General features: G+C 70.5%; 20 protein-coding genes. 11 read left to right on the top strand and 9 right to left on the bottom strand.

What is annotated here, in order from left to right; all coding sequences use genetic code 11:
- Positions 1-62: 62 nt before the first annotated feature.
- The 7 genes from ACU6XJ_RS18905 to rimP all read right to left on the bottom strand — a co-directional run bounded on the left by ACU6XJ_RS18905 (position 63) and on the right by rimP (position 7,169).
- Positions 63-1,076 (bottom strand): DHH family phosphoesterase, encoded by a 1,014-nt coding sequence (locus tag ACU6XJ_RS18905; protein WP_476313156.1) that lies wholly within the window; start codon positions 1,074-1,076, stop codon positions 63-65.
- 91 nt (positions 1,077-1,167) lie between these two features.
- Positions 1,168-1,605 carry a 30S ribosome-binding factor RbfA gene (rbfA, locus tag ACU6XJ_RS18900; protein ID WP_476313154.1) on the bottom strand — a complete coding sequence of 146 codons (438 nt, stop codon included), beginning with the start codon at positions 1,603-1,605 and terminating at the stop codon, positions 1,168-1,170.
- Positions 1,606-1,692: 87 nt separating this feature from the next.
- Positions 1,693-1,989, bottom strand: coding sequence for a DUF503 domain-containing protein (locus ACU6XJ_RS18895; RefSeq protein ID WP_476313151.1), 297 nt, complete (start codon positions 1,987-1,989; stop codon positions 1,693-1,695).
- A gap of 89 nt (positions 1,990-2,078) precedes the next feature.
- The gene (gene infB / locus ACU6XJ_RS18890) at positions 2,079-5,123 is read right to left on the bottom strand and encodes a translation initiation factor IF-2 (RefSeq protein ID WP_476313148.1); all 3,045 of its coding nucleotides are present in this window, start codon (positions 5,121-5,123) and stop codon (positions 2,079-2,081) included.
- 79 nt (positions 5,124-5,202) lie between these two features.
- Positions 5,203-5,457 carry a DUF448 domain-containing protein gene (locus ACU6XJ_RS18885; RefSeq protein WP_476314090.1) on the bottom strand — a complete coding sequence of 85 codons (255 nt, stop codon included), beginning with the start codon at positions 5,455-5,457 and terminating at the stop codon, positions 5,203-5,205.
- Positions 5,458-5,583: 126 nt separating this feature from the next.
- Positions 5,584-6,612 (bottom strand): transcription termination factor NusA, encoded by a 1,029-nt coding sequence (gene nusA, locus ACU6XJ_RS18880; protein WP_476313145.1) that lies wholly within the window; start codon positions 6,610-6,612, stop codon positions 5,584-5,586.
- Complete coding sequence (rimP, locus tag ACU6XJ_RS18875) at positions 6,609-7,169, bottom strand: ribosome maturation factor RimP (protein ID WP_476314088.1); 561 nt, start codon at positions 7,167-7,169, stop codon at positions 6,609-6,611. The genes nusA and rimP overlap by 4 nt, the downstream gene beginning before the upstream one ends.
- A gap of 187 nt (positions 7,170-7,356) precedes the next feature.
- Between rimP and ACU6XJ_RS18870 the strand changes: the two genes are divergently transcribed.
- On the top strand, positions 7,357-7,833 hold the full coding sequence (locus ACU6XJ_RS18870) for a hypothetical protein (RefSeq protein WP_476313143.1): 477 nt from the start codon (positions 7,357-7,359) through the stop codon (positions 7,831-7,833).
- Positions 7,830-8,288, top strand: coding sequence for a ferritin-like domain-containing protein (locus ACU6XJ_RS18865; protein ID WP_476313140.1), 459 nt, complete (start codon positions 7,830-7,832; stop codon positions 8,286-8,288). Before ACU6XJ_RS18870 ends, ACU6XJ_RS18865 begins: the two co-directional genes overlap by 4 nt.
- Positions 8,289-8,855: 567 nt before the next feature.
- On the opposite strand, the gene ACU6XJ_RS18860 is transcribed toward ACU6XJ_RS18865, so the two are convergent.
- Positions 8,856-9,533, bottom strand: coding sequence for a hypothetical protein (locus ACU6XJ_RS18860; protein WP_476313138.1), 678 nt, complete (start codon positions 9,531-9,533; stop codon positions 8,856-8,858).
- Between the two features lie 136 nt (positions 9,534-9,669).
- On the opposite strand from ACU6XJ_RS18860, the gene ACU6XJ_RS18855 reads away from it, so the two are divergent.
- The 8 genes from ACU6XJ_RS18855 to ACU6XJ_RS18820 all read left to right on the top strand — a co-directional run bounded on the left by ACU6XJ_RS18855 (position 9,670) and on the right by ACU6XJ_RS18820 (position 18,367).
- Positions 9,670-10,077, top strand: coding sequence for a secondary thiamine-phosphate synthase enzyme YjbQ (locus tag ACU6XJ_RS18855; RefSeq protein ID WP_476313136.1), 408 nt, complete (start codon positions 9,670-9,672; stop codon positions 10,075-10,077).
- A gap of 75 nt (positions 10,078-10,152) precedes the next feature.
- A complete protein-coding gene (locus tag ACU6XJ_RS18850; RefSeq protein WP_476313133.1) occupies positions 10,153-11,982 on the top strand; it encodes a hypothetical protein in 1,830 nt (609 codons plus the stop codon).
- Positions 11,975-12,514 carry a hypothetical protein gene (locus ACU6XJ_RS18845; RefSeq protein ID WP_476313130.1) on the top strand — a complete coding sequence of 180 codons (540 nt, stop codon included), beginning with the start codon at positions 11,975-11,977 and terminating at the stop codon, positions 12,512-12,514. The genes ACU6XJ_RS18850 and ACU6XJ_RS18845 overlap by 8 nt, the downstream gene beginning before the upstream one ends.
- Before the next feature lie 71 nt (positions 12,515-12,585).
- Positions 12,586-13,482, top strand: a complete 897-nt coding sequence (locus ACU6XJ_RS18840; RefSeq protein WP_476313128.1) for a hypothetical protein — start codon at positions 12,586-12,588, stop codon at positions 13,480-13,482.
- A 1-nt stretch (position 13,483) separates the two neighbouring features.
- Positions 13,484-14,137, top strand: coding sequence for a hypothetical protein (locus tag ACU6XJ_RS18835; protein ID WP_476313126.1), 654 nt, complete (start codon positions 13,484-13,486; stop codon positions 14,135-14,137).
- A gap of 11 nt (positions 14,138-14,148) precedes the next feature.
- Positions 14,149-14,994 carry an inositol monophosphatase family protein gene (locus ACU6XJ_RS18830; protein WP_476313123.1) on the top strand — a complete coding sequence of 282 codons (846 nt, stop codon included), beginning with the start codon at positions 14,149-14,151 and terminating at the stop codon, positions 14,992-14,994.
- Positions 14,995-15,175: 181 nt separating this feature from the next.
- Positions 15,176-17,266: a hypothetical protein gene (locus ACU6XJ_RS18825; RefSeq protein WP_476313121.1), complete on the top strand. Its 2,091-nt coding sequence runs from the start codon at positions 15,176-15,178 to the stop codon at positions 17,264-17,266.
- Positions 17,267-17,401: 135 nt separating this feature from the next.
- Complete coding sequence (locus tag ACU6XJ_RS18820; RefSeq protein ID WP_476313118.1) at positions 17,402-18,367, top strand: RDD family protein; 966 nt, start codon at positions 17,402-17,404, stop codon at positions 18,365-18,367.
- On the opposite strand, the gene ACU6XJ_RS18815 is transcribed toward ACU6XJ_RS18820, so the two are convergent.
- Positions 18,364-19,584: an ArsB/NhaD family transporter gene (locus ACU6XJ_RS18815; RefSeq protein WP_476313115.1), complete on the bottom strand. Its 1,221-nt coding sequence runs from the start codon at positions 19,582-19,584 to the stop codon at positions 18,364-18,366. The two genes, ACU6XJ_RS18820 and ACU6XJ_RS18815, sit on opposite strands and share 4 nt — an antisense overlap.
- Before the next feature lie 90 nt (positions 19,585-19,674).
- Here ACU6XJ_RS18815 and ACU6XJ_RS18810 point away from each other — a divergent pair, with 90 nt between their 5' ends.
- The gene (locus tag ACU6XJ_RS18810) at positions 19,675-25,383 is read left to right on the top strand and encodes a WD40 domain-containing protein (RefSeq protein ID WP_476313112.1); all 5,709 of its coding nucleotides are present in this window, start codon (positions 19,675-19,677) and stop codon (positions 25,381-25,383) included.
- Positions 25,384-25,386: the final 3 nt, after the last annotated feature.

The following is a 25,386-nucleotide window of genomic DNA, read 5'->3' as shown; positions in this document are numbered from 1 at the left end:
CCTCGGAGACGTCGACGGGTTCGCCACCAAGAGCAGTCCGGTGGTGCTCCGAACTCCGGTCGCTAAAGCCCCTCGTGCGGAATGAGCGGCGCCGTGGCGAGGGCTCGGCGCAGATCGGCCACGACCGCGGCCTCGGGGCCGTCGTAGGTGAAACCCGCGGCGAGGCGGTGCCCGCCGCCGCCGAGTTGGGCGGCGGCGCGGCCGACGTCCACCCGGCCCGCCGAGCGCAGCGACACCGCCCAGCGGTCCGGTCCCGCCTGTTTGAGCACCGCGGCCACATCGGCCTCGGCGGTCGTGCGCACCACGTCGATCACGCTCTCCAAGTCCTCGCTGCGCACATCGGCCGTGTCCTCGGTGTGGATGGCGGTGAACACCAGGCCGCAGCCCTGCGCCGCGGCGGGCTCAAGCCGGGCCCGGCCCAGCACCCGCGACAGCATCCCCAGCCAGCCGAACGGCCTGCTGTTCATCAGCGAGCGGGACTCCGAGGCCGCGTCGACACCCAGGCCGAGCAGACGCGCGGCCAGCAGGTGGGTGGAGGGCTGGGCGAAGCGGAACGAGCAGGTGTCGGTGAGCAGCCCGGCGTAGAGGCAGCGGGCGATCACCTCGTCGACGGTTGCGCCGAGGGTGTCCAGCAGCCGCAGCACGATCACCGCGGTGGCCTCGGCGGCGGTGTCGAGCAGGTTGTGCGTGCCGAAGCGGGTGTTGGACACATGGTGGTCCACCACCAGCACCTTGCCCCCCGCCGCGACCGTGGCAGGCACCCGGTCGGCGAGCACGCCGAGCCGGGCCTGGCTCGCGGTGTCCAGTGCGACCAGCATCCGAGGCGCGGACGGCACCTGTTCGGGAAGCACCAGCAGGCCGGTGGAATCCAGCTCCCGCAGCGAGTCCGCGGGCGCGCCGGGGCCGCCGGAGGACACCCGCACCGAGGCGCCGCGGCGCTGGAGCGCGATGCCCAGCGCCAGCGCGCTGCCCAGGGCGTCGGCATCGGGGTTGACGTGAGCGATCAGCGTGACGTCCTCGGCCGCGGCCAACAGCGCCGCCGCCTGATCGAGGTCGGTATCAGCCGTCGCGTGCACGCATACCTCCACCACTCGATCCGGTACAAGAGTCGCAGAAGGGCCACCCTTTGGGCAGCACTGTTAGCGGAAGCACATAGCAGGACCGCCGCTATTCCGCCTCGTCGTCATCCTTGTCCTGGCGGTACGGATCGGCGTCCCCGGCGTGCTTGGCGCCCGCCGCGAGCCGAGCCACCTCGGCATCGGACTGCCGCGCCTTGGCCAGCAACTCGTCCAACTGCCGGGCGTTGTCGGGCACCGTGTCGGTGATGAAGGTCAGCGTCGGGGTGAACTTGATCCCGGTGTGCTGCCCGACCTTGGACCGCAGCACCCCCTTGGCGCTCTCCAGCGCCGCGGCGGTGCCCGCTTGGTCGGCGTCGCCGCCGAACACGGTGTAGTACACGGTGGCGTCCCGAAGGTCGGCGGTCAACTTCGCGTCGGTGATCGTCACCATCGCCAGCCGAGGGTCCTTGACCTCGAACTCCAGCGTGGACGCCACGATCTTGGCGATCCGCTTGGCCAACCTCTTCGCGCGGGCCGGATCAGCCACGGCATTCTCCTTCTACTCCTCCCGCTTAGCGTCCTAAAACCCGGAGATAACGGCGTTATGCACCTGTTTAGGACACTAGATCGGGGATTATTCGTCGTCGGGGCCCAGTAGGCGGTGGTAAGCGGAGAGGAGTTCCAGCTCCGGGCGGCCCGCCACCAGGCGTTCGCAGGCCTCCAGGACCTCGCGGACGTGGCGGGCGTCGGCGGCGACCGCCGCGACGCCGATCAGCGCTCTGCGGTGCAGGTCCAGGTGACCCGCCTCGGCGACCGCCACCTCGAAGCGGCGGCGCAACTCGGCGATCACCGGCCGCACCACGGACCGCTTCTGCTTCAGCGAATGGACGTCGCCTAGGAGCACGTCCAGTTCGAGCGCACCCACATACACAGCATCACCGGATCATTCGGGAAGGGCCACCTGGTGGGGACGTGCGGCTTCCCGGGGAGCCGTTGCGGCTCCCCGGGAAGCTCGGACCGCTAGTTGCGGGGCTTCTCCCGCATCTCGTAGGTCTCGATGACGTCGTCCACCTTGAGGTCGCCGTAGTTGCCCAAGGTCAGACCGCATTCGAAGCCCTCGCGGACCTCGGTCACGTCGTCCTTGAAGCGGCGCAGCGTGCCCACCGTCAGGTTCTCCGCCACCACGACGTTGTCGCGCAGCAGGCGAGCCTTGGAGTTCCGCTTGATCTCGCCGCTCATCACCAGGCAACCGGCGATGGTGCCGACCTTCGAGGACTTGAACACGTCGCGGATCTCGGCGCGGCCGAGGGCGACCTCCTCGAACTCCGGCTTGAGCATGCCCTTGAGCGCCTGCTCGATCTCCTCGATGGCCTGGTAGATCACCGAGTAGTAGCGCACCTCGACGCCTTCGCGGTTGGCGAGTTCGGTCGCCTTGCCCTCTGCCCGGACGTTGAAGCCCAGGACCAGGGTGTTGTCCGCGATGGCGAGGTTGATGTCGCCCTCGGTGATGCCACCGACGCCGCGGTGGATCACGCGCAGCTCGACCTCTTCGCCGACGTCGAGCTTCATCAGGGCGTCTTCCAGTGCCTCGACGGTACCGGAGTTGTCACCCTTGATGATCAGCGCGAGCTGGCTGGTCTCCTTCAGCGCGGAGTCCAGGTCCTCCAAGCTGACGCGCTTGCGGCGCGAGGCCAGTTCGGCGTTGCGCTCGCGGGCCCGGCGGCGGTCGGCGATCTGCCGTGCCACCCGGTCCTCGTCGACGACCAGGAAGGTGTCACCCGCACCCGGCACCGACGTGAAGCCGATGACCTGCACGGGCCGCGACGGGAACGCCTCGATGACGTCCTCGCCGTGCTCGTCCACCATGCGGCGCACGCGGCCGTAGGCATCGCCCGCGACCACCGAGTCGCCGACCCGCAGCGTGCCGCGCTGCACCAGCACGGTCGCCACCGGGCCACGGCCGCGGTCCAGGTGCGCCTCGATGGCCACACCCTGCGCCTCCATGGCCGGGTTCGCCCGCAGGTCCAATGCGGCGTCCGCGGTCAGCAGGATCGCCTCCAGCAGCGCCTCGATGTTGATGTTCTCCCGAGCGGAGATGTCAACGAACATCGTGTCGCCGCCGTACTCCTCGGCGATGAGGTTGTACTCGGTGAGCTGCTGGCGGATCTTGGCGGGGTTGGCCCCCTCCTTGTCGATCTTGTTCACCGCGACCACGATCGGCACGCTCGCCGCCTGGGCGTGGTTGATCGCCTCGACCGTCTGCGGCATCACGCCGTCGTCGGCCGCGACGACCAGCACCGCGATGTCGGTCGACTTGGCACCGCGGGCACGCATGGCGGTGAACGCCTCGTGACCCGGGGTGTCGATGAAGGTGATCAGCCGCTCGTTGCCGTCCAGCGAGGTCTCCACCTGGTAGGCGCCGATGTGCTGGGTGATGCCGCCCGCCTCGCGCTCGTGCACGTTGGCGTTGCGGATCGTGTCCAGCAGTCGGGTCTTACCGTGGTCGACGTGACCCATGACGGTCACCACCGGCGGCCGGGAGGCGAGTTCCTCCTCGCCACCGGCGTTCTCGCCGTAGGTGATGTCGAAGCTCTCCAGCAGCTCGCGGTCCTCGTCCTCGGGGCTGACGACCAGGACGTTGTAGTTCATCTCCGAGCCGAGCAGCTCCAGGATCTCGTCCGAGACCGACTGGGTGGCCGTGACCATCTCGCCGAGGTGGAACAACGCCTGCACCAGTGCTGCCGGGTTGGCGTTGATCTTGTCGGCGAAGTCGGTCAGCGAGGCGCCGCGCGGCAGGCGGATGCTCTCGCCGTTGCCGCGGGGCAGCCGGACGCCGCCGACCGACGGCGCCTGCATGTTGTCGAATTCCTGGCGCTTCTGGCGCTTGGACTTGCGGCCCTTGCGGGACGGTCCGCCCGGACGGCCGAAGGCACCCGCGGCACCGCCACGGCCACCGCCGGAACCGGGACGGCCACCGCCGCCACCAGGCCGGAAACCGCCGCCGGGGGCGCCACCGGGCGCTCCGCCACCGCCACCGGGACGGAAGCCACCGCCGCCGCCACCGCCACCTGGGCGGAAGCCGCCGCCACCGCCACCGCCGCCGCGGAAACCACCGCCACCGCCACCGGGACGGCCACCGCCGCCACCACCTGGGCCGCGACCGCCACCGCCGCCACCCGGGCCACCGCCGGGACGACCGCTGGGCTGCGGCCGGGGCGGCATCATGCCGGGGTTGGGCCTCGGCGGCATCGAGCCAGGACCGGGACGGGGCCCGCGGTCCGCGCGGTCGCCGCCGGGACGGGGTCCTGCCTGCCGGTCACCGCGAGGTCCGCGGTCGGGACGGTCACCGCGGTCCGCCCGCTCGGGACGGTCCGGGCGGTCACCGCGCGGCGGCCGCTCACCGGGGCCGGGACGCGGACCCGACGGACGACCCGCCGGGGCGCCGCCACCGACACCGAAGGGGTTGTTGCCCACGCGCGGTCCACGCGGACCGGGCTTGGGGCCCTGCGGCTTGGGTGGCACGACAGCAGATCCGCCGGGCCGGGGGCCCTGCGGCTTGGCACCGTGCGGCTTGGAGCCGCCCTGGGGCTTGGCCGGAGCCGAGGCGTCCGCGGCGGCCGCCGCGGGCTTCTCGATCTGGCGCTCACCCGCGGGCTTGGGAGCGGGCGTACGGGGGCCCGGCTTGAACACCGGGTTCTCCACCTTCGGCCGCGCAGGCTGCTGAGCCTGCCTGTCCTCGGTCTTCTCCACCGGCTTCGCGGGAGCGGGCGCCGGGGCCGGAGCGGGCTCCGCGGCGGCTGCGGGAGCAGGCGCGGGTGCCTTCTTCGGCGGCCCTGGCTTGACCGCGGGCGGACCCGGCTTCGCGGAACCGGGCTTCGGAGCGCCGCCACCCTTGGCCGGAGAGCCCTTGGTGTAGGCGTCGCGAAGCCGCCGCGCGACGGGTGCCTCGACGGTGGAGGACGCGGACTTTACGTATTCGCCCTGATCGGCGAGCTTTTGAAGTACTTCCTTACTCGTGACACCGAGCTCTTTGGCGAGCTCGTGCACGCGGGCCTTACCTGGCACTGCACTCCTCATCTGATGAGGCCGCCAGGCTGCTTGGCCCGTCGACCTCGTCTAATGTCGCGCGTTCATGTCTTCAGCTTCACGGCTGACTCATGACGGGTCGACCTGCTTCCTTGGTTTGCCTGGCGCGGGACTTTCCCGCACCGGACGTGTGCTCCGGCTGCGCTTCGAGGTGCTCCCGCACGGCCGCGGCATCGAGCGGACCCGGTACCCGGAAGGCTCGGGGAAACGCTCGCCGCCGCTGCGCCGCGTGCAGACACTCCAGCTCAGGGTGGATCCATGCTCCCCGCCCGGGATGCCTGCGTCGGGGATCGGGGACGAGTAACGCATCCACGATCACCACGCGCAGCAGCTCAGAGGCGGACGCCCGACCCCGGCATCCGACGCATGTCCTGATGGGACTTCGACGTGCCGACACCGTTGCCTTACGTTCCGCCACTGAAAGTCTAACGCGTTCGGTTCACTCAGCCGAACTCACGGGTGCTCCGCCTTCCGATGCACCCGCGGCGGGGACCGGATCGGCATCGCTGCGGATGTCGATCCGCCAGCCGGTGAGCCTGGCGGCGAGCCGTGCGTTCTGGCCTTCCTTGCCGATGGCCAGCGACAGCTGGAAGTCCGGCACGATCACCCGTGCGGTCTTCGCGCGCTCGTCGACCACCCGTACCGATACAACCTTCGCGGGCGAGAGCGCATTCCCGACGAAGGTGGCCGGGTCCTCGGAGAAGTCGATGATGTCGATCTTCTCGCCGGACAGTTCGCTCATGACGTTGCGCACCCTGGCCCCCATCGGCCCGATGCAGGCGCCCTTGGGGTTGACCCCGGAGACCGTCGACCGCACCGCGATCTTGGACCGGTGGCCTGCCTCGCGGGCCACCGCGGCGATCTCCACGGTGCCGTCGGCGATCTCCGGCACCTCCAGCGCGAACAGCCTGCGCACCAGGTTGGGGTGGGTGCGCGAGAGGGTGATCTGCGGCCCGCGGGCGCCGCGGGACACGCCGACCACGTAGCACTTGATCCGCTCGCCGTGGTTGTAGTTCTCCCCCGGCACCTGCTCGGCGGGCGGCAGCACGCCCTCGGTGTCGCCGACCTTGACGATCACCATGCCGCGCGAGTTGGCGCGGGCGTCACGCTGCACGACACCGGCGATGATCTCGCCCTCTTTGGCGGAGAACTCGCCGAAGGTGCGCTCGTGCTCGGCGTCCCGAAGCCGTTGCAGGATGACCTGGCGGGCGGTGGTGGCCGCGATGCGGCCGAAGCCCTCCGGGGTGTCGTCCCACTCCTGCTCGACGTTGCCGTCCTGGCCGATCTCCTGGGCGAGCACCCGCACGTAGCCGGACTTGCGGTCCACCTCGACCCTGGCGTGCGGGTAGTGGCCCTCGGTGTGCTTGTAGGCCGTGAGCAGCGCGGTCTCGATGGCCTCCAGCACGGTGTCGAAGGGGATGTCCTTGTCCCGCTCGATTGCACGAAGCGCGGCGATGTCCACGTTCATTTCGACTCCTCCTTCGCTTCGCGTCCACTCTGGACGGGGTTGGTGCTCTGGTTCGTTCCGCTGCCGAGCAGCTTCAGGTCGGCCACCGGCGGCTGTCGGAACTCCACCTCCACCATGGCGTTGGCGACCTCGGTGAAGGCCAGCCGACGCAGTGACCCGTCCACGAGCAACACCACGCCGTCAGCATCCGCGTCGCCGACCCTTCCGAGCAACTCGGAACCGTCGGTGCGGCGAACCTTGACCAGCCGGAGCCTGGCGCGCCGCCAGTGGCCCAGCTTGGTCAGCGGGCGGTCCACACCCGGGGAGGTGACCTCCAGGGTGTACGGACCGCCGAGTAGATCATCGCAGTTGTCCAGCGCGGTCGAGACGGCCCTACTGGCTTCGGCCACCTCGTCCAGGCCGATTCCGTCGTCGGCGTCGACAACGACCTTGATCCGTCGCTTGCGGCCGGCCAGGGTGACTTCGAGCTGGTCCAGGTCGAAGCCCGCGTCCTCGACGGCCTTGGACACGGTCGGCTCCAGCCGCTTGGTCAGCTCGGCGGCTTCGCTGGACATGATCTTGCTCTCCCTAGCTGTCGACCCGGTGCCGTCGTTGGGGGACGGCACGACGACGACCGGCGTTGCGCCCCGCCGGTCGTGGTCGCCCAGAGTATCTCCTCCCGAGGGCACCGGTACGCCATTGATCGCATCCGTGAGGTGTCGGCGGCGCAACTTCTGCGCTCAGCGGCCGGCAAGATGACTCCCTGTGACCCCGACTCGTGCAAACCGGCGCACCGTGCTGGCCGGTGCCGCGGCGCTGGCGGCCGCGCTGCCCTTGGCAGGCTGCGGTCTGTTCGACAACGCGCCCGAGCCGCCCGACCCGTTGGAGGCGCTGCACTCCGCGGCGTTGTCCGACGCCGCGCTGGCGGAGACGATCGCGGGCGGTTTCGCGGATCTGGCGGGCCGCGCGGATCAGGTGGCCCGCGACCGCAAGGCGCATGCCGACGCGCTGTCGGCGGAGTTGGTCCGGGTGGCGCCGCGGCGGTCGGAAAGTCCCGCGCCCGCGCCGTCGGCGCCGCCGCGGCCGAGCGGCCAGCGGGCGGCGGTGAGCGCGCTTACCGCGGCGTTGCGGTCCTCGGAGCAGGCCGCGGCGAAGCTGGTGCCTGGGCTGCCCCGGCACCGCGCGGCGTTGGTCGGCTCGATCGCGGCGGGCTGCGCCTCGTTGCAGGAGGTGGTGTCGTGACCTCGGCCGTCTCGGTGCCCTCGGACGCGGTGCCCGCCATGCAGGTGGCGCTGGGCGCGGAGCACGCGGCGGACTGGGCGTACGGGCTGGCGAGCGCGTTCCTGCCCGCGTCCTCGGACGCGGCGGTGGCGGCCGGACTGGCCGCGCACCGGGCGCGCCGGGACGCGGCGGACCGGCTGCTGCGGGACGCGGGCGCCACGCCGGTGTCGGCGCAGCCCTCGTACCAGCCGCCCAAACCGGTGACCGACCGGGCGTCGGCGCTGGAGCTGCTGGTCACGGCGGAGTCGGACACCGCCGCGGCGTGGCGCTCGGTGCTGGAGCACACCGACGACGCGGGCCTGCGCACGACGGCGCTGGACGCCCTCACCTCGAGTGCGGTCCGCGCGACCCGCTGGCGCGCGAACGCGGGCATCAATCCCTCGACGGTGCCATTCCCCGGAAAATCCCCCACCTGAGCGGCAGGGCCCTCTCCCCGAGGCCGCATGATGTCGCCCCGCGCGATCATGATGTTCCCCCGGGGGCGCATGATGTCGACGCAGGGCGTTTTCGGGCGCAGGCGCCCCCGAATTCAGCCTAGCCACCGAGGTGGGCGGCTTCGGGGATTGCTCAATGTCGGCGTGCCGGGTTGGCCTGCCGGGCCTGGCGGGCAGGGGTTTGCGGGCCGCGTTGGCGTGCGGAGGTCTGCGGACCGCGCTTGGCCTGGCGGGGTTGCGTTCCGCGTTTGACCTGCCGGCGTTGTGTGCCGCGTTTGGCGTGTGGGTGTTGGTGTGCCGAGGTTGCGTGCCGTGTTCGGCGTGCGGGGTTGGTTTGCCGCGTTTGGCCTGCCGAGGTTGCGGGCCGCGTTTGACCTGCCCGGGGTTACGGGCGGCGTTTGGCGTGCGGGGTTGGTGTGCCGGCGGATGGCTTCGAGGGTCCGTACGACAGCACCACTTTGGGAAGCCCGCCGGCGGCTACTTCATTTGATGGCGAACAGTTGAACGGACCTGACGAGCAGACAGGAATGTCGCACCGACGGGATGATGTCAGCCGAGGTTCGCGTTCAGGGCGTCGTTGCTGATTCGCCTGAGCAGGCTGGGGTCCTTGTGGCGGTCGTCGAAGAAGTCCGACTCCACGATGGTGACCTTTGTTCCGTCGTGTTTGGACGCGTAGCCCGCGTCGGTGAGGCGGTCGGGTCCGCCGGGTACTCGCCTGCCTTCCCTCAGCAGGTCGTTGACGTTGCCGGTGTTGTCGGTGTCGGCCAGGGTGCGGAGTTGTTTGGCCTCGTCTTCGGTGTGCATCGTCACGATCGCGACGCTGACCACGATCTGGGTGCCGTCCTCGGTCTGCGTGGTGTAGAGGGCACGGGTGAGGTCGGTGCAGGGGTGCTGCTGGAAGAACCTGGCCACGTCGTCGTAGGCGTTGGCGGCGCAGTTGGCCGTTTGCTGCTTGTCGACCTTGGCGAAGTCCTTGGCGGCGGGCTTGGGGATCGGCTCGCCCGCGTGTTGCTCGGAGCCCGCGATCAGCCAGATCAGGCCCGCGATGACGGCGACCAGGAACAGGCCGAGGGCGTAGAGCAGGTAGCTGACCCAACCGCCCGTGCGGCGCGTTTGGCGCGGCGGCGCGTGGTGGTAGGCCGGTAGCTGGGGTGGCCTGCGGACCTCGAAGGGGTGCGCGTGCTCGGGGCTCACATGCGGCAGGAGCGCCGTGTGATTGGGCCGCACGTCCTGCACCGGTACCGTCGGGTGATCGCGTACCGTGTGATCAGGTGGAACTTGCCGATCCGACACGACTTGTCACCTTATCGGGTAGTTCCGCGCCGCACGAATCGAGCCTTCCGTTGTTTGTACGGTGGTGCCTGTGTTGAGTCGGGAATTGGAGATCCACACCGGCGCGCGTGAGGTCGTCCACGATCTGACCGCCGAATGTGAACGCTTTGTCGGGTCCGCGGGCGGCGACGGGCTGCTGCATGTGTTCGTGCCGCATGCCACGGCTGGGTTGGCGATCCTGGAGACCGGGGCGGGCAGCGACGACGATCTGCTGGCCGCGTTGCGGGACCTGCTGCCCTCGGACGACCGGTGGCGGCACCGGCACGGCTCCCCCGGGCACGGCCGGGACCATGTGCTGCCCGCGCTGATCCCGCCGTTCGCCACGGTCCCGGTAATCGGCGGCAGGCTCATGCTGGGCACCTGGCAGTCGATCTGCCTGGTCGACACCAACGTGGACAACCCGGTGCGCAAGGTGCGGCTGAGCCTGCTGCGGGACTGACCGGCCACCGTGGGCGAATCCGCATGTAGGCGCGTCCGGACTCGCCCGCGGGTTGATCGACTATCGTCCGAGTCCGTGCGCAACGGGCTGCCGGAGACCGAGCCGGGGGAAACCACCGAGTCCGAGTCGACGCGACGGCGCTACCTGAGCCTGAACCCGCGGCAGATGGCCAGGATCGTGTTGATCCTGCTGGCAGTGGCGGGCGGCATCGTGCTGGGGCGCTCCGAGCACGCCGTCGACCCGGGCAAGGCCGATGTGGTGTGGGACGTCGGGCTTGGCCTGTTCGCCGCGTTGATCACCGCCTTGACCATCGTCTTCGCCGTCACCACCTCGCAGCAGACGCGCTGGCCCTCCTTCGGCGACCTGATCGCGGCGATCGCGGCGACATCCTGGCTGGCCGCCGCCGTCAGCGGCATCCTGTTGGCCGCGGTCGGGGATGTGCTGGACAGCGCGCCCGCCACCTCGCTGGGCGCGATGCTGTGTGTGCTGCAACTGGGGTTCGGCATCGACACGCTGGTGGTGCTGATGCGGCTGCGCACCGCGGCGGGGCGGGCGGCCCTGTTGCGCAGGCTGGCGACCAAGCGGCTGCAGCGGGCGGCGAAATCCGGTGACCGGCCCGACCTGGCGGCGCTGGGTCCGCTGACCGACCTGCAGGACGAGATCGAGTACTGCATCGACCGCAACGACGTCGCCGAGTTGGTGGCCAGGATCTCGGAGGTCGTGGCGGGCCACGAGCAGGACCGCACCGCCGACCAGGCGCGCTGGCGGCTGGCGCTGCTCACCCACCTGCTCAACCGGGTTGGCCGCTCGGTGCTGTTCGAGAACCTGGCGGGCGATGCCGTGCGCTCCGCCGTTCCCCCGCTGCTGCAAGGGTCTTTACACGCCAGTTGGCGGCTAGCGTCGCTGACCTTCCCGGACCGGCGCCGCGACGAACTGCCCGCGGCGGTGGCGCTGGGGCAGATCTGCCGGGTGATCGCCTGGGAACAGCAGTGCGCGCACGAAAAGCTCCAGCGCCACCCCGACGACAGCAGCATGCTCCAGCTGATCGGCGCGCTGTACCAGGGTCGGCACCGCATCGTGCGCTTCGTCGACCCCGACCCGCCCGGGTTCTTCCGCACCCCGCAGGACCCCTGGCCCTACGGGTTCAGCGACCCCAAGGCGGCGCTGGTGTGGATGTATGCCATGTGCGAGTTCGGCAGCAGCCACGTCGGCAACGGCCTCTACATCCTGTGCGAGGTGGTCACCGGCGAGAAGTTCTACGGCAACTACTGGCACGGTGACTGCGTGCTGAGCACCATCGAGCGCCGCATCGGCGACAGCCCGCTGATGGCCGAGTGCGGCGGCCTCACCTCGGTCAGCATGGAACTGGCGGCGACGGTCATCGCGGGGCTGCGCAACCGCCGATTCGTTCCGCCGGAGGGCTTCGAGAAGCACCCCGACTACGCGGTGTCGCGGCGCAGGCTGCGCACCAGGCTGTCCATGTTCGCCACCCACGACTGCCTGCCCGATGCCGAGTCGGCTCTGCACTGGATGGCCGAGGCGCTGACGGCGGCGCCGACCATGCCAAGCCTGGGCAATGTGACCATGGCGGCGTTCGCGCGCTACACCGACACCGGGGGCCTGCCGCTGTACTCGCTGTCCGAGCGTCCCGGTTCGGTCGCGCTGGCCTGCGTGGTGCGGCTGCTGCTCAATCACCCCGACCAGGCGAAGCTGCTGGTGACGCGACTGCCGGACGCGTTGCTCGCGGGCGCGTTGCAGCAGGCGCGGTTCGCACTGTCCGACCGCGGCAGCGGGGAGGCGGTGGTGTTGTCCCGCAACACCGGCGGGCCCACCGTGCTCGGCCCGCGCAAGGCGCAGGAACACGAACTGCTCGACATCGTCGGGGAGGTGATGGCCGATGTCTGACCTGGCGGCCTGGCGGGAGCGTGCGACCGAGGCGGCGGGCGCCGAACGGGTGTGGCTGGTGCAGCTCACCACCCGCTGGTGCACCGACCCGGAGTGGCAGCGACTGCGCGACGAGATCGACACCGCGTTGTTCCGCACCGTGCTGCTGGGCGAGCCGCACGTGTTCCGGCGGATGCTGCTCTACGACCTCCCCAGCGACCTCGGGCCGACCCAGGCCGAGTATCGGCGCGCGATGATCGACCACCAGGCCTGGTTGGCCAGGCTGCGCCGACAACTGTCCGCTGTGGACGCCGCCAGTGAGAGCCTGCGCCCATCCGACCGGCAGAACTACCTGGCGCGGCTGGTGATCCTGCCGCGCGCAGGGCAGCCCGCGCCGATCACCGCGCCGGACGGGCTGTGGATCGGCGAGCCGCCCGCCGAGGTGCGCACGGCGTGGGAGGCCGAAGGGCTCATTCCCTGTGACCCGCACGAGGAACTGCTGATCGGCCCGCACAGCGATCGCAATCCGCTGTTCCTGGGCAGCCTCGGCTAGTTACCGAAAATCGACCAGGCAAAACGACCGGGGTGGATACGATCGGTCGCACTCGGTAAGGAGATCGGCCAATGACACGGTTTGTGCGCTGGCTGCGGGGGAACGCCGAGGTCGTCTTGGCGCTCACGGTCGCCGTGACGGTCGGCCTCCTCGCGGTGCTGGAAGTCAAGGGCGTCAACGACCAGACGCTGAGCTCGGCGATCCTGCTGGTCCTCGCGCTGCTGGCGGCCACCCTGCTGCGGGACCGCAAGCAGGCGGCCAAAGCACTGGCGGACGCTGCCGCCGTTCGAGTGCTTTCCGGTGTCGAAGTGGGACAGGAACATGCGGAGGCACGCCGGGAGACCGATCAGTGGGTGTTCAAGGGCGGCACCGGCACCTACCTTAGAGCGGTGACGCTTCGTGAATGCGTCGAAAACGCACGGCGGGAACGGCGTCCGCTGCGCATGCAACTGGAGATCATCGATCCCACCAACGCCGCGCTCTGCGCGGAGTACGCCCAGTTCCGGCATTCGCTCACGCCAGGGCCCGACGGCACCGGCGAGACGTGGACCCCGGAGCGCACCCGCAAGGAGGCCTATGCCACCGTGCTGGCCGCCTGCTGGTACCGACAGCGCTTCACGTTCCTGTCCATCGAGGTCGGCCTGTCCGCCACGATGACCACTTTCCGCTGGGACATGTCCTCGCAGCGCCTGATCATGACGCAGGAGGACCCCTCCGGCCCGGCGCTGATGTTCGAGAAGGGCAGGCCGTTCTACCGCGCCTACAGCCGCGAATTGGTCGCGAGCTTCCACCAGGCCCGGCCGGTGCAGGTGGACAAGGTGCGGGACCTGCCGCTGTCCGACGAGCCGACGGTGGACGAGGTGCGTGCGCTGTTCACCGGGCTCGGCGTGGACCTGCCCCGGGCGTTCACCGACCGCGATGTCGGCGACGTGATCCGCAAGGCGCTCAAAGCGAAGAACCCGTACTGACATGGACTACGACCTCATCCAGCACGCCATCGCCGAGGGCAGGGCCTCCGATGAGATCCCGCACTGGGCCAATCGCACGCTGACCGAGGTCGGCAGGGGCGAAACCACCCTGACCGCGCTGCGGCACCCGCTGGGCTTCATCTGCCTGCCGGTGGAGCGCACCGAGGACACCGGGCTGTGCGTGCACGTGTGGAGCGAGGAGTTGCACACCGCGACGCCCACCACCTCGACGGTGCACGCACACAGCTGGGACCTGATCAGTTATGTCCTCTATGGACAGTTGCGCAACGATCTGCTGCACGTGACGGACGCGCCCGACGCCCCGTACCGGCTTTTCGAGGTGCACAGCGTCGGCGACGTGGACGAGTTGCGGAGCACGCCGCGGCTGGTGAACTGCGTGCTCGCCGAGTCGGAGCAGGTCGACTCGGGCGAGGTGTACTCGCTGCCCGCCGGGATTTTCCACGCCACCGACGTGCGGGGCGAGGCCGCGACCGTGGCACTCGGGGTGGGCAGGCCAGGCATCCTGGACCTGTCGCTGGGGAACCCGCACACCACCAAAAGCCACCGGGTGCGGCGACAGCGCTGCACACCGGCGGAAACCGCCTACGCTGCCAGGGTGGCCACCCGGCGGCTCGCGGGTGTTGGCGCGAGATAGGGAGCGACGTTATGCGGGCCCAGAAGACAGCGGTGGATCTCGACAGGGCTCGCGGGCTGGCGGTCCGGGCCGCGGAGGAGGCGGGGCTGCTGCTCCGCGCCGGTGCGGACGCCGACCTCGGCATCCGCAGCAAGGGCAGCAACGGTGATCTGGTCACCAAGCTGGACGTGGCCGCCGAGGAACTGATCGTGGCGCGGCTGGGCGCCGAATACCCCGAGCATCGCATCATCGCCGAGGAGTCCGGCGTGCGGGCGGGCGCGGACGCCGAATGGACGTGGCTGGTCGACCCGCTGGATGGCACCAACAACGTCGCGATCGGCCTGAACACCTACGTCGTCGGCATCGCGCTGTGCGACGGCGGGCTGCCGGTGGTCGGGGTGGTGCACGACCCGGTGGCCGGTCAGACCTGGTCGGCGGTGCGCGGCCAGGGCACCCGGGGTCCGCTGCGGCGCCGCTCCGCGGGCACCCGGCCGCCGGTGCTGGCCTGGACGCAGGGCCATGCGGTGATCGGCGACCCCGAGGCGGCGAAGACCGCGCTGGGACTGCGGGTGGCGCTGGAGTCCCGCTCGCGGCGGCTGCTGCAACTGTGGGCGCCGCTGCTGTCCTGGGTGCTGTTGGCGCGCGGCGACATCGACGGCTTCGTCGGCTACCGCGCCGAGGGCGTCGACCTGCCCGCGGGCCTGCTGCTGGCGGTGGAGGCAGGCATCGAGGTGCGCGACTTCGACGGCAACCCCTTCGACGGCAACCTCGACCTCACCGACGCCGAGCGCAATTACGTCGCGGGCCGCCCCGAGGTGATCGACGACCTGCTCGCCGCGGTGCGCTCCGCGGGCGCCATCCACGTCACCGGCCTGTGACTCGTCCACAAAGTATTTGAACAGGAAATCACCTGTGCGCCGTTAGGGTTGTCTTCCGGCAACCGAGAGCGGTGTCGGCTTTGTCGCGGCCATCGAATCGACATGATTGGCCCGGACGGTCGAGCTTCTGGTTTTCCGCTGCCGACGTCATTCGATTGGCGATTCTGGGATGGTCAGAAGCATGGGCTGGTTGGACGAGGGCGACCAGATCGCCTCGATTGTCGGCGCACTGTTCGGCATCCTCGTGGCGTGGATCACGGTGGTCCGACCCCTCGCCGCCAGGCGCCGAGCGCGGTCGAAGTCCCTGCGCACGGCCGCCCTGAAACTGGCCCTCGACGTCGCCGAGGCGGAGTCCGTCGCACGGCAGCAGCTTCTGGGGGACAGCGGCGACCCGCGGCCCGCTGATGTCGGCTTCGCCCAACCGGACGCGGCGGACCTGCGGTGGCGAACCGACGGCGGGCCCGGCGAAGGGACGCTGACCCGCATCGCCGAGTACTACCGCGGTTTGGAGCGCGGCCGGTTGGTCCTGCTCGGCGAACCGGGGTCGGGAAAGACGATCCTGGCCATCCAGCTACTGCTGGACCTGGTCAAAGACGTGGACACCGAAGTGGACGCCGCGGACAGGGACCGGGGCGGGGTGGGTCGGATTCCGGTGCGGCTGAGCCTGCCCGCGTTCCTGCCCGGCTGGGGTCCGCCCAAGGCCGTCAGGGCCCAGCTTCAGCGGTGGATCGCCGACCAGTTGGCCACCGTGTACGGAGTCGCGCGCCCGGTGGCTCGCACGCTGGTCGAGCGGGGGTGGGTACTGCCCATCCTCGACGGTCTGGACGAGATGGACCCGGAACCGGACAGGAACCGGCAGGGGGGACACGAAGTCGTGCCGCACCGTGCTCGTGCGCTGCTGGCCGCCCTCAACCTCCCTGGCGGCGGGGTGCTGCCCCCGCTGGTGCTGGTCGCCCGGACGGCGCGGTACTGGGAGCTGCGGGACGGCCCGTCCCCGACCACCGGGGTGCTGGAGGACGCCACCGCGGTGATCACCCAACCGCTGACCGTGGACCAGGCCACCGGGTGGCTGGTGCACCGCTTCCGGGGCCAAACCACGGACCAGGGTCATCCGCTGCGCTGGGCCGGAGTCATCAGGGCGATCGAGGACGACCCGACCGGACCACTGGCGACCTGCCTCACCTCCCCACTGCGGCTTTATCTCGCGGTCAACAGCTACCGCGATCCCGACGGGCCGCAACCCGATGAGCTGCTGGACCTCTCCGCGGACGAGCTGGAGGAGCGCCTGTTCTCCCGGTTCATCCCCGCCGTCACCGCCCACCACGGCAGACCGGACGGCAGCCACTACCAGCCGGAGGACGTCTCCCGCTGGCTGGTCACCTTGGGCGAGCATCTCCGATGGATGGGTGCGCACGGCTCCTCCCCCGTCGACCTGCACCTGCACGAGCTGTGGCGAAGCGCGCCACGCGCGGGCTTCCTCCGCTTCGTCACCGCCGGGATCTACAGCACGCTCACCGCACTCCCGCTGCTCGGGGTGGCCGTGCTCTACCTGCTGACCTATCGCGCCGCCTCACCAGAGGTCGGCTGGCCGTTCGTCTGGGTCCTCGTCGCCATCGGGGGAGGCTTCGGTCTCGCGGCCTTCGCCTTTGGACTGCGGACGCGGTCGAGGCTGCTGCGCCTGGAGCTTCAACAGATCCGCGTGGGGTTTCGCCGCAGGGAGGTCAAGGCGGGTCTGGTCGGGGCGCTGTTCGCGGCGGTCATCTTCGGCCTGGAAGCCGGGGCGGTGGTCGGGGTCATCACCTTCATCGTCTGCTACCTCGGGTTCATCTTCCTGGTCATGCAGGCGGGCAGGCCGGTGGTGACGGACCGCCCGAGCCGGGTGATCCGCGAGGTTTTCGTCTACGACCGGGCGGTCGTCTCCGCCTGCGTCGTGCTCACCGCGACGATGATCGGACTGTGGACCACCACCTGGGGCGACCCGGTGGTCGGCCTCAAGGCCGCACTCGTGCTCGGGCTGCCGGGCGGGTTGGCGGGCGGGCTGTTCATTCGGGCGGACTCGCCGTGGCCGCGATATGCCCTGACGGTGCGTTTGGCGGCTCGCGACAACCGACTGCCCCGCGATCCCGCGGAATTCTTGGACTGGGCCTATGCCGCCGGGCTGATCAGGCTCTCGGGTATCGCCGTGCAGTTCCGCCACCGCGACCTCCAGAAATGGATCACGAATGCGCGACCGCGACGATCATTCGAGCCTGCGGGCGATCCGATCGAGTGAAACACGGCGAGAAGCCCCCGGCGCGTTCCGGTACTGGTAGCTTCCCTGGACAGGGGGCCTCGAAGCAGACAAATCCGACCTTGGACTTATCTGGGCTGCTGTGAGGCGGATTGAGGGAGCGAGAGGGGCGCGGTCTTGTCCTATCCCGGCTATGGAAACGGCCCGGCGGTCTTTCCGAATGCAGGTCCCATTCAGACCGAACAGGCAGGCGGCGGCAGCCGATGGCTGGCCCGCCTGATCGACTGGGGAATCGTCATAGCGGCCAGCGCACCCCTGTGGTTTCTGACCGCTGTGCAAGCGAAGCACGCGTCGGTCAAACACACCGCGTTCTTCGCGGGAGACAGCTTCTCCAGCCTGCTGTTCGGTGGCTGGGAAGGGATCGCGGAAGGCGCGGGGGACGAAGCAGGCGCCCTGTGGGGCACGATCGTGCTGTTCACGGCGGGCACGGTGGCGGTCCAGGTGCTGCTGGTGGCGGTGTACGACCTGACGCTGAACCTGTTGGTGGGGCGCACCCTGGGCAAGACGATGCTGTCGCTGGCCGTCGTGCCCGCCACACCACGCGACCCGCAGAAGCCGCGGCTCCGGTTCGGCCAGGCGGCGGGCCGGACCTTCCTGACGGTGCTGGTCCCCGGGTTCGCCTGGGTCTTCTTCATCGCGGCGATCCTGCACCTGGACGTCCTGCTGTTCCTGCTCAGTTTCGCGCTGCTCGTCCTCTCGTTGATCGCCTGCATCCCGCACCGACAGACGCCCTACGGCAAGTCCTGCTGGCATGACCGGTGGACCAACACCGAGGTGGTGCCGCGGAGCCTGCTCGAGCAGCTACGGCAGGCATCGCAGCAGGCGATGGTGCTGGCCCAGCGGACGGCGGGCCAACTGAGGTCCGCGACGCAGCGGGTCATGGAATCCGAGCGGACCGCCCGTGCGCTCGACTCCGGCCGGAAGATGGTCGATCAGGCCCGCTCGACCCCGTGGGCGCAGAACATGGAAACCCGCGTCCGGGGCGCGCTGCGCAAACCCGACCCCACGAATCCCCAAACCGCGAACCAACCGCCGGTGCCGCCCGTCCCGCCTGTTGGTCCCGGCGGGCCGCCCGCAGGCTAGTACTGCAACAGCAGAAGACCGACGGAGGCGGCGAGCGCGACCACGGCGAGGCCCAGGCCGGTGAGCATGAACTTGCGCAGGCCGATGACCACGCCGTGGTGGCGGCAGGACTCCAGGCACAGCAGGGTGGCCAGTGACGCCCACGGGGTGACGATGGGGCCGACGTTGGTGCCGATGAGCAGCGCCAGCAGTTGGACCCGGTTCTCGGCGGGGATCACCGACTCGCCCGCGGTGTAGGCGGGCAGGTTGTTCACCGCGTTGGACAGGCCCGCGCCCGCGACGGCGGCCCGATAGGAGCCGACCACGCCGTTGTCGGTGCCGACCAACGCGGTCATCACCTCGGACAGCCCGAAGCGGCTGAGCGTGGGCACCACCAGGAACAGCCCGGTGACCAGCACCAGAAGCTGCCACGGGATCAGACTCAGGCGCAGGTGGGAGCGGTCCACCACGGCGAAGGCGAGCACCACCACCGCGGCCGCGATCAGGGCGGCGTAGCCGATGGCCTCGCCCACCACCGGGATCGCGGCGATGAACAGCAGGCAGGCCGCGCCCGCCACCCAGAACAGGGTGCGCTCGCCGGGATCGGTCAGCTTCAGCGGGGCGGGCGGGTCGTAGCGGTCCCGCCCGCGTTCGGCGCGACGCCAGTAGAAGATCCACAGGAACAGCATGGTCGCGGCGATGGCGCCCAGCTGGGGCAGCAGCATGCGGTACGCGAACGAGGACGCCGCCAACGCGACGCGGTCGGCGGCCAGCAGGTTGGTCAGGTTGGACACCGGGAGCAGCAGGCTCGCGGTGTTGGCCAGCCAGATCGTGCACATCGCCAGCGGCACCGCGGCGATGCCCGCGCGGGGGGCCAACGCCAACAGGACCGGCGTGATCAGCACCGCGGTGGTGTCAAGATTCAGAAATATCGTGGTGACGGAGGCGAACAACACGCACAGCAGGAACAGCGCCACGTAGTTGCCGCCGCCGATGATCGCCAGCCGGGTGGCGATCACATCGAAGACCTTCGCCTGCTTGGCCAGTTGCGCCAGCACGATCACGCTGCCCAGGAACAGCAGCAGCGGGGCGATGCGGCGCAGGTTGTCCTCGGCCTCCGCCGCGGGCAGCAGACCGGTCGCGACGAACAGCAGACCGGCGGCGAGCAGACCGAACCGAATCCAGTCCAGCGGAGCGGGCCGGGGCAAGCGTCGGCGGGCGAGAGCGGGACTGGGCACCCGCGCATGATCTCAATGCCAATCCCGACCAGGCAACAACTGGTGGTTATACGGTTACCGCAGGTTGCTCCACCCGGAATACTGTGCGGTGTGACGTGGCGAGGGGACCAGCAGCGGGGTAACGGCACACCCATCGATTTCTTCATCAGCTATTCGCCCGCCGATGAGCGCTGGGCGACGTGGGTGGCGTGGCAGTTGGAGGCGGCGGGCTACCGCACGCTGATCCAGGCGTGGGACTTCGTGCCGGGCACCGACTTCATCGACTTCATGGACCGCGGGGTCCGCGAGTCGCGGGTGGTGGTGGCGGTGCTGACGCACAACTACCTGAACTCCCGCTACGGCACCATGGAGTGGCAGGCGACGCTGCGCACCGACCCGGGCAAGCTGATCACCGTCCGGGTCGGGGACGCGCCGCTGGAGGGGCTGCTGGCCACCATCACGTGGCTGGACCTGCTGGACATCGCCGACCCGGACGAGGCAGCGCAGACCCTGCTGTTCCGGATGCGGCAGGCGCTGGCGGGCCGCGCCAAGCCCTCGATCGCCCCCGGTTTCCCCACCGACCCCGCCGACCCCGACCCCATGCCGCGCGAGCGGACCTCGCGGGAACCGGCCAGGACCCGGCGCACCCCGGTGGCGGAGCCGCAGTTCCCGCCCGCGGCGAGCGCGGGCGGCAAACGCGAGTCGATCTCGGTGCTGCACGTGCCGGGGCCGCGGTTCGGGCGCACGCTGGGCGAGGACGGTCCCTACACCGCCAAGGAACTCCAGTCCCGGATCTGGGCCAACGTGACGCGGCTGGTGGACGCGGGCGCGCCGAAGCCGGACCTGATGGTGGTCTCCGGTGACCTGATGGAGTCGGCGAAGCCGAGGGAACTGGACGAGGCGCTGCGGTTCCTCACCGGTCTGCGGGTGCTGCTCGGGCTGGAGCCGCACCGGCTGATCGTGGTGCCGGGGCGGCACGACGTGTCCAAGCCGTCCTCTGTGGCCTACTTCGCGCGCTGCGAGGCACACGACCTGGAGCCGCAGGAGCCCTACTTCCCGAAGCTGGAGCACTACGCGAAGCTGTTCGAGGAGCTCTACCAGGGCCTGGACGAGCCGGTGTTCGACGTCGCCCAGCCCTGGACGCTGTTCGCGGTGCCGGACCTGCGGATCGTGGTGGCGGGCATGAACTCCACCATGGCCATGACGCACCGCCGCGACGACGACTACGGCTGGCTGGGCGACGCGCAGGCCGCGTGGTTCGCCGAGCGGCTGCGGTCCTTCGAGCGGCTGGGCTGGCTGCGGATGGGGGTGCTGCGGCACGACCCGGTGCCCGGCGGGCGGCCCGCCGACGCCGACGAGACGCTGCTGCGGGACTCCGCCACCCTCGACCGGCTGCTGGGCGCCCGGCTGAACCTGCTGCTGCACGGGCCGGGCAGCGGCGGTGAGCACGCCGCGGTGCTGGGTTCGGGACTGCCGGTGCTGCCCGCACTGGGCCCGGCCCGCGACGAGCTGATCGTGATCGGACCGGACGGCATCCAGCGCTACAACGCGCACCGCGGCGACCCGGTGGTCGAGAACATCCAGCATGACCTCGGCAAGCTCACCGGCACCTTCGCCGCACCCGAGGACAAGGCGGTGCCGACGGCGGACCGGCAGGCCCTGGACGGGCCCGCGCAGACCCGCATGGTCGACCCGCATAGCCTGCTGCTGGAGCGGGTGGCCGAGGTGTGCCGCACGCGGTACGACCAGGTCAAGATCCGCAAGGTGGAGGCCGATCCGGCGCATCTGCTGATCACCAAGCAGGAGGAGGGCTTCAACCCGCAGTGGCGGATCGCGGTGTGCGTCGGCGAGCTCACCGCGGAGGCGCTGGAGGAGTTCCTGCGGTACGAGCCCGACCACGGCTCGGAACTGGTGTACCAGGGGCCCGCGCCCAGCCGTGAGCTGCGGGAGGAGGCGCTGCGGCGCGGGGTGCGGGTACGCAGCTTCGCCGACTTCCAGGGCCTGCTGGACCTGTCGGACTACGTGGGCTGGCAGACCATGCGGCTGCGCAACGACCCGCGCTACTCGCCGGATCTGTATGTGCCGCAGCGGTTCCGCGACCTGGTGCGGGCGGAGGGCCCGCTCGGGGAGGACCTGGCGGCCGAACTGGTCCGCGAGGCCACCTCCGACCACGGGCGCTTCGTGTTGGTGCTCGGCGACTTCGGGCGCGGCAAGACGTTCGTGCTGCGGGAGGCGACCCGCCGCATCACCGAGTCCCACCCGCACCTGATCCCGATCCTGATCGAGCTGCGGGCCTTGGACAAGGCGCACTCGGTGCCCGGTCTGGTCGCCGCGCACCTGGCCAACCACGGCGAGGAGCTGATCAACCTCCGCTCGTTCCACTACATGCTGCGCGAAGGCCGGATCGTGTTGCTCTTCGACGGCTTCGACGAGCTGGTCACGCGGCTGACCTACGACCGCGCGGCGGCGCACCTGGAGACCCTGGTGCAGGCCGCCACCGACAAAGCCAAGATCATCGTCGCGAGCCGCACCCAGCACTTCAAGTCCAACAAGCAGGTCTCCACGGCGCTCGGCGACCGGGTGGGGCTGCTGCCGCAGCGGCGGGTGCTGGGCGTGGAGGACTTCACGCCGGACCAGATCCGGGCGTACCTGGTCAACCTGTACGAGGGCAACGAGGAACAGGCCGAGGAGCGGTTCCGGCTGATCAAGGACATCCAGGACCTGCTCGGCCTGTCCCGCAACCCGCGGATGCTGAGCTTCATCGCCGCCCTGGACGCCGACCAGCTTCGCGCCGCGGCGCAGGGCCGCAACACGATCAGCGCGGCGGCGCTGTACCGGGAGATCCTGTCGTCCTGGCTGAACTTCGAGGCCGAACGCACCCGCAGCAGGCCCGGCACACCGATGATGCTCACCCTCGACGAATTGTGGAACTCGGTGAGCACGCTGGCACTGCACCTGTGGGAGACCGGCGAGGCCTATCTCGACCTTGGCCAGCTCAGCGAGGTCGGCGATGTCCTGTCAGGCCTGACCGAGGGCAGGCTGTCGGCGGAGCAGACCACCTACGCGGTGGGCGCGGGCAGTCTGCTGGTGCGCAACGAGGACGGCCTGTTCGGCTTCATCCACTCCTCGGTGGCGGAGTGGCTGGTCGCCGAGGTGATCGCGGACCAGCTCAACTCGGGTGTGTCGATGCCACCCGAGTTGCAGCAGCGTCCGCTGTCGCAGCTGACCGTGGACTTCCTGTGCGACCTGGCCGAGGCCAAGGCCGCGCAGGCGTGGACGGAGCGGGTGCTGACCGATCCCGAGGCCGACGACACCTCCCGCGGCAACGCGATCAAGGTCAGCACCCGACTGCGCATCCCCAGCTGGGTGGATCTGCGGGAGGCGGTGCTCAAGGGCGAGGACCTCTCCTTCCGCGACCTGTCCAATGTGGACCTCACCAGGGCGGATCTGACCGGTGCGCGGTTGATCGGCACGAACCTCAGCGGCGCGGTGCTGCGCGAGACCCGCCTGGCGGGGGCCCGCCTCGACCAGGCCACGCTGCGAGGCGCCGACCTGCGCGGCGCGGACCTGACCGGGGCGAAACTCGCCAGGGTGGACCTCGCGGGCGCCCGCCTCGAGGGCAGCCGCTGGGCGCGGGCCGCGGTGATCGACCCGTCCGGGCTGCCCGAAGCCACCGAGCTGCGCACCGCGGCCATCGCCCCCGGCAGGCCGGTGGACACCGAGTTCTCCCCCGCCGCCATCGGCGTGCGGCACGGCTTCCACGCCGAGATGGGCAGGCTGCCCCAGGTGCTGGACTACAGCCCCGACGGCGGCACGATCGCGATCGGCAGCGACGACGGCGGCGTGCTGGTCTGCGATGTGGCGACCGGCAGGCCGCTGCGGACCCTCCAGGGCCACCGCGGCCGCGTGTTCGCCGTCGCCTTCGCCGAAGACGTGCTGGTCACCGGTTCCTCCGACGGCAACGCGCGGATCTGGGACGCCAGTTCGGGCCGGGAACTCGCCATCCTCGGCCAGCACGCCCGATGGCCGTGGCCGCTGCACATCGACCGCGCCAAGAACATGCTGATCACCGGTGACGCCGAGGGCGTGCTGCGACAGTGGGACCTGCCCGGCGGCGAATTGCGCCGCACGATGACCGCCGACCGCGGCCTGGTCTACAGCGTGGTCACCTACGGCAGCAGGCTCGCGGCCACCTACGCCGACGGCAGTGTGCTGCTGTGGAACGCCGACACCGGTGCCCTGACCGGCGAGCTGCGGGGCGCGCCGGGAGCGGTGTACCGGGTCGCGGTGAACTCCGCGGGCACTGTGCTGGCCTCCGGCGGCCGGGCGGGCGCGCTGCGGCTGTGGGACGCCGCCACCGGCGACCAGCTTGCCGACCTCCCCGGCCACAGCGGTCGCGTCTACACGGTGGCGTTCCATCCCAGCAAGCCGATCCTGGCCAGCGGCGACACCGACGGCGGCGTGCAGATCTGGGACACCGAGTCGCACACCGTGCGCAACGTCCTGCGCGGTCACCGCGCCGCGATCTACTGGGTGGCCTTCAACCCGGAGGGCACGGTGCTCGCCTCCGGCGACAGCGCGGGCCTCGTGCAGCTGTGGGACGTCGACTCGGGTGCCCTGCTGCACGCGCTGTCCGGCCACACCGGTTCGGTGTGGCCCTTCGCCTTCCGCCCCGACGGCAAGCAGCTGGCGATCTCCGACGACCAGTTCTCCACCCGCCTGTGGGACCCGCAGACCGGTCAGTGCACCACCGTGCTGACCGGTCACGGCAGACAGGTCACCCAGGTCGCGTTCTCCGCCGACAGCAGCATGCTCGCCACCAGCGGCAACGACGGCGTCGTCCGGCTGTGGAACCCCAGGACCGGCAAGCAGATCCAGGCGCTCGCGGGCGCCGACGACCGCCTGCTGGCCCAGGAGGCGGCGCTGTTCTCCCCGGTCGGCACCCGGCTGGCCACGGTCAGCAACGACGGCAGGGTGAACCTGCTCGACGTGACCACCGGCCTGTACGAACGGCACCTCAACGTGGAGTCCTCCCCGATCTGGGCGCTGGCGTTCAGCCCGTCGGGCGAGGAGATCGCCACCGCCAACGACGACGACACCGTCCGGATCTGGTACCGCTCCACCGGCAGGCAGGTGCACGTGCTGGGCGAGCACCGGGGCCGGGTCCGCTCCATCGCCTTCGTCCCCGACGGCTCGGTGATCGCGACCGGCTGCGACGACTCGGCGGTGCGGCTCTTCGACGCGGCGAGCGGCAAGCTGCTGCGGACCCTGCGCGGCCACACCGACCGCGTCTACGCGGTGGCGTTCGGGGACGGCGTGCTGGCCAGCGCGTCCTGGGACAGCACGGTCCGCATCTGGGACGCCGAGACCGGCCACACCCTGCACGAACTCACCAGGCACTCGCAGCGGCTGTGGACGCTGGCCTTCCACCCCGACGGCCGCCTGCTCGCCACCGCGGGCGACGACCTGGTGGTCCGCCTGTGGGACACCCAGTCCGGCAGGCGGCTACAGACCCTGACCGGCCACAGCCGCAGCATCTGGTCGCTGGCCTTCTCCCCCGACGGCACCATGCTCGCCAGCGGCAGCGACGACGGCACCTCCCGGGTCTGGCGAATCGAGGACGGCGCGGCGACCCCGCGCATGACGCTGATCGGCCTCCCCGAGGGCTGGGGCGCGGTCAACGACGAGGGCAAGTACAAGTTCGAAGGCGACGTCGGGGGCCAGTTCTGGCACGCCATCGGCATGTGCCGCTTCGAGATCGGCGAACTCGACCCGTACCTGGAGGACGTCCGCCAACTGCCGATGGACCTGGAGTTCTAGGCA

Source organism: Actinorectispora metalli, from assembly GCF_056323685.1.
Note: the sequence above shows the minus strand (reverse complement) of the source record. Positions and strands in the feature narration are given on the sequence as shown.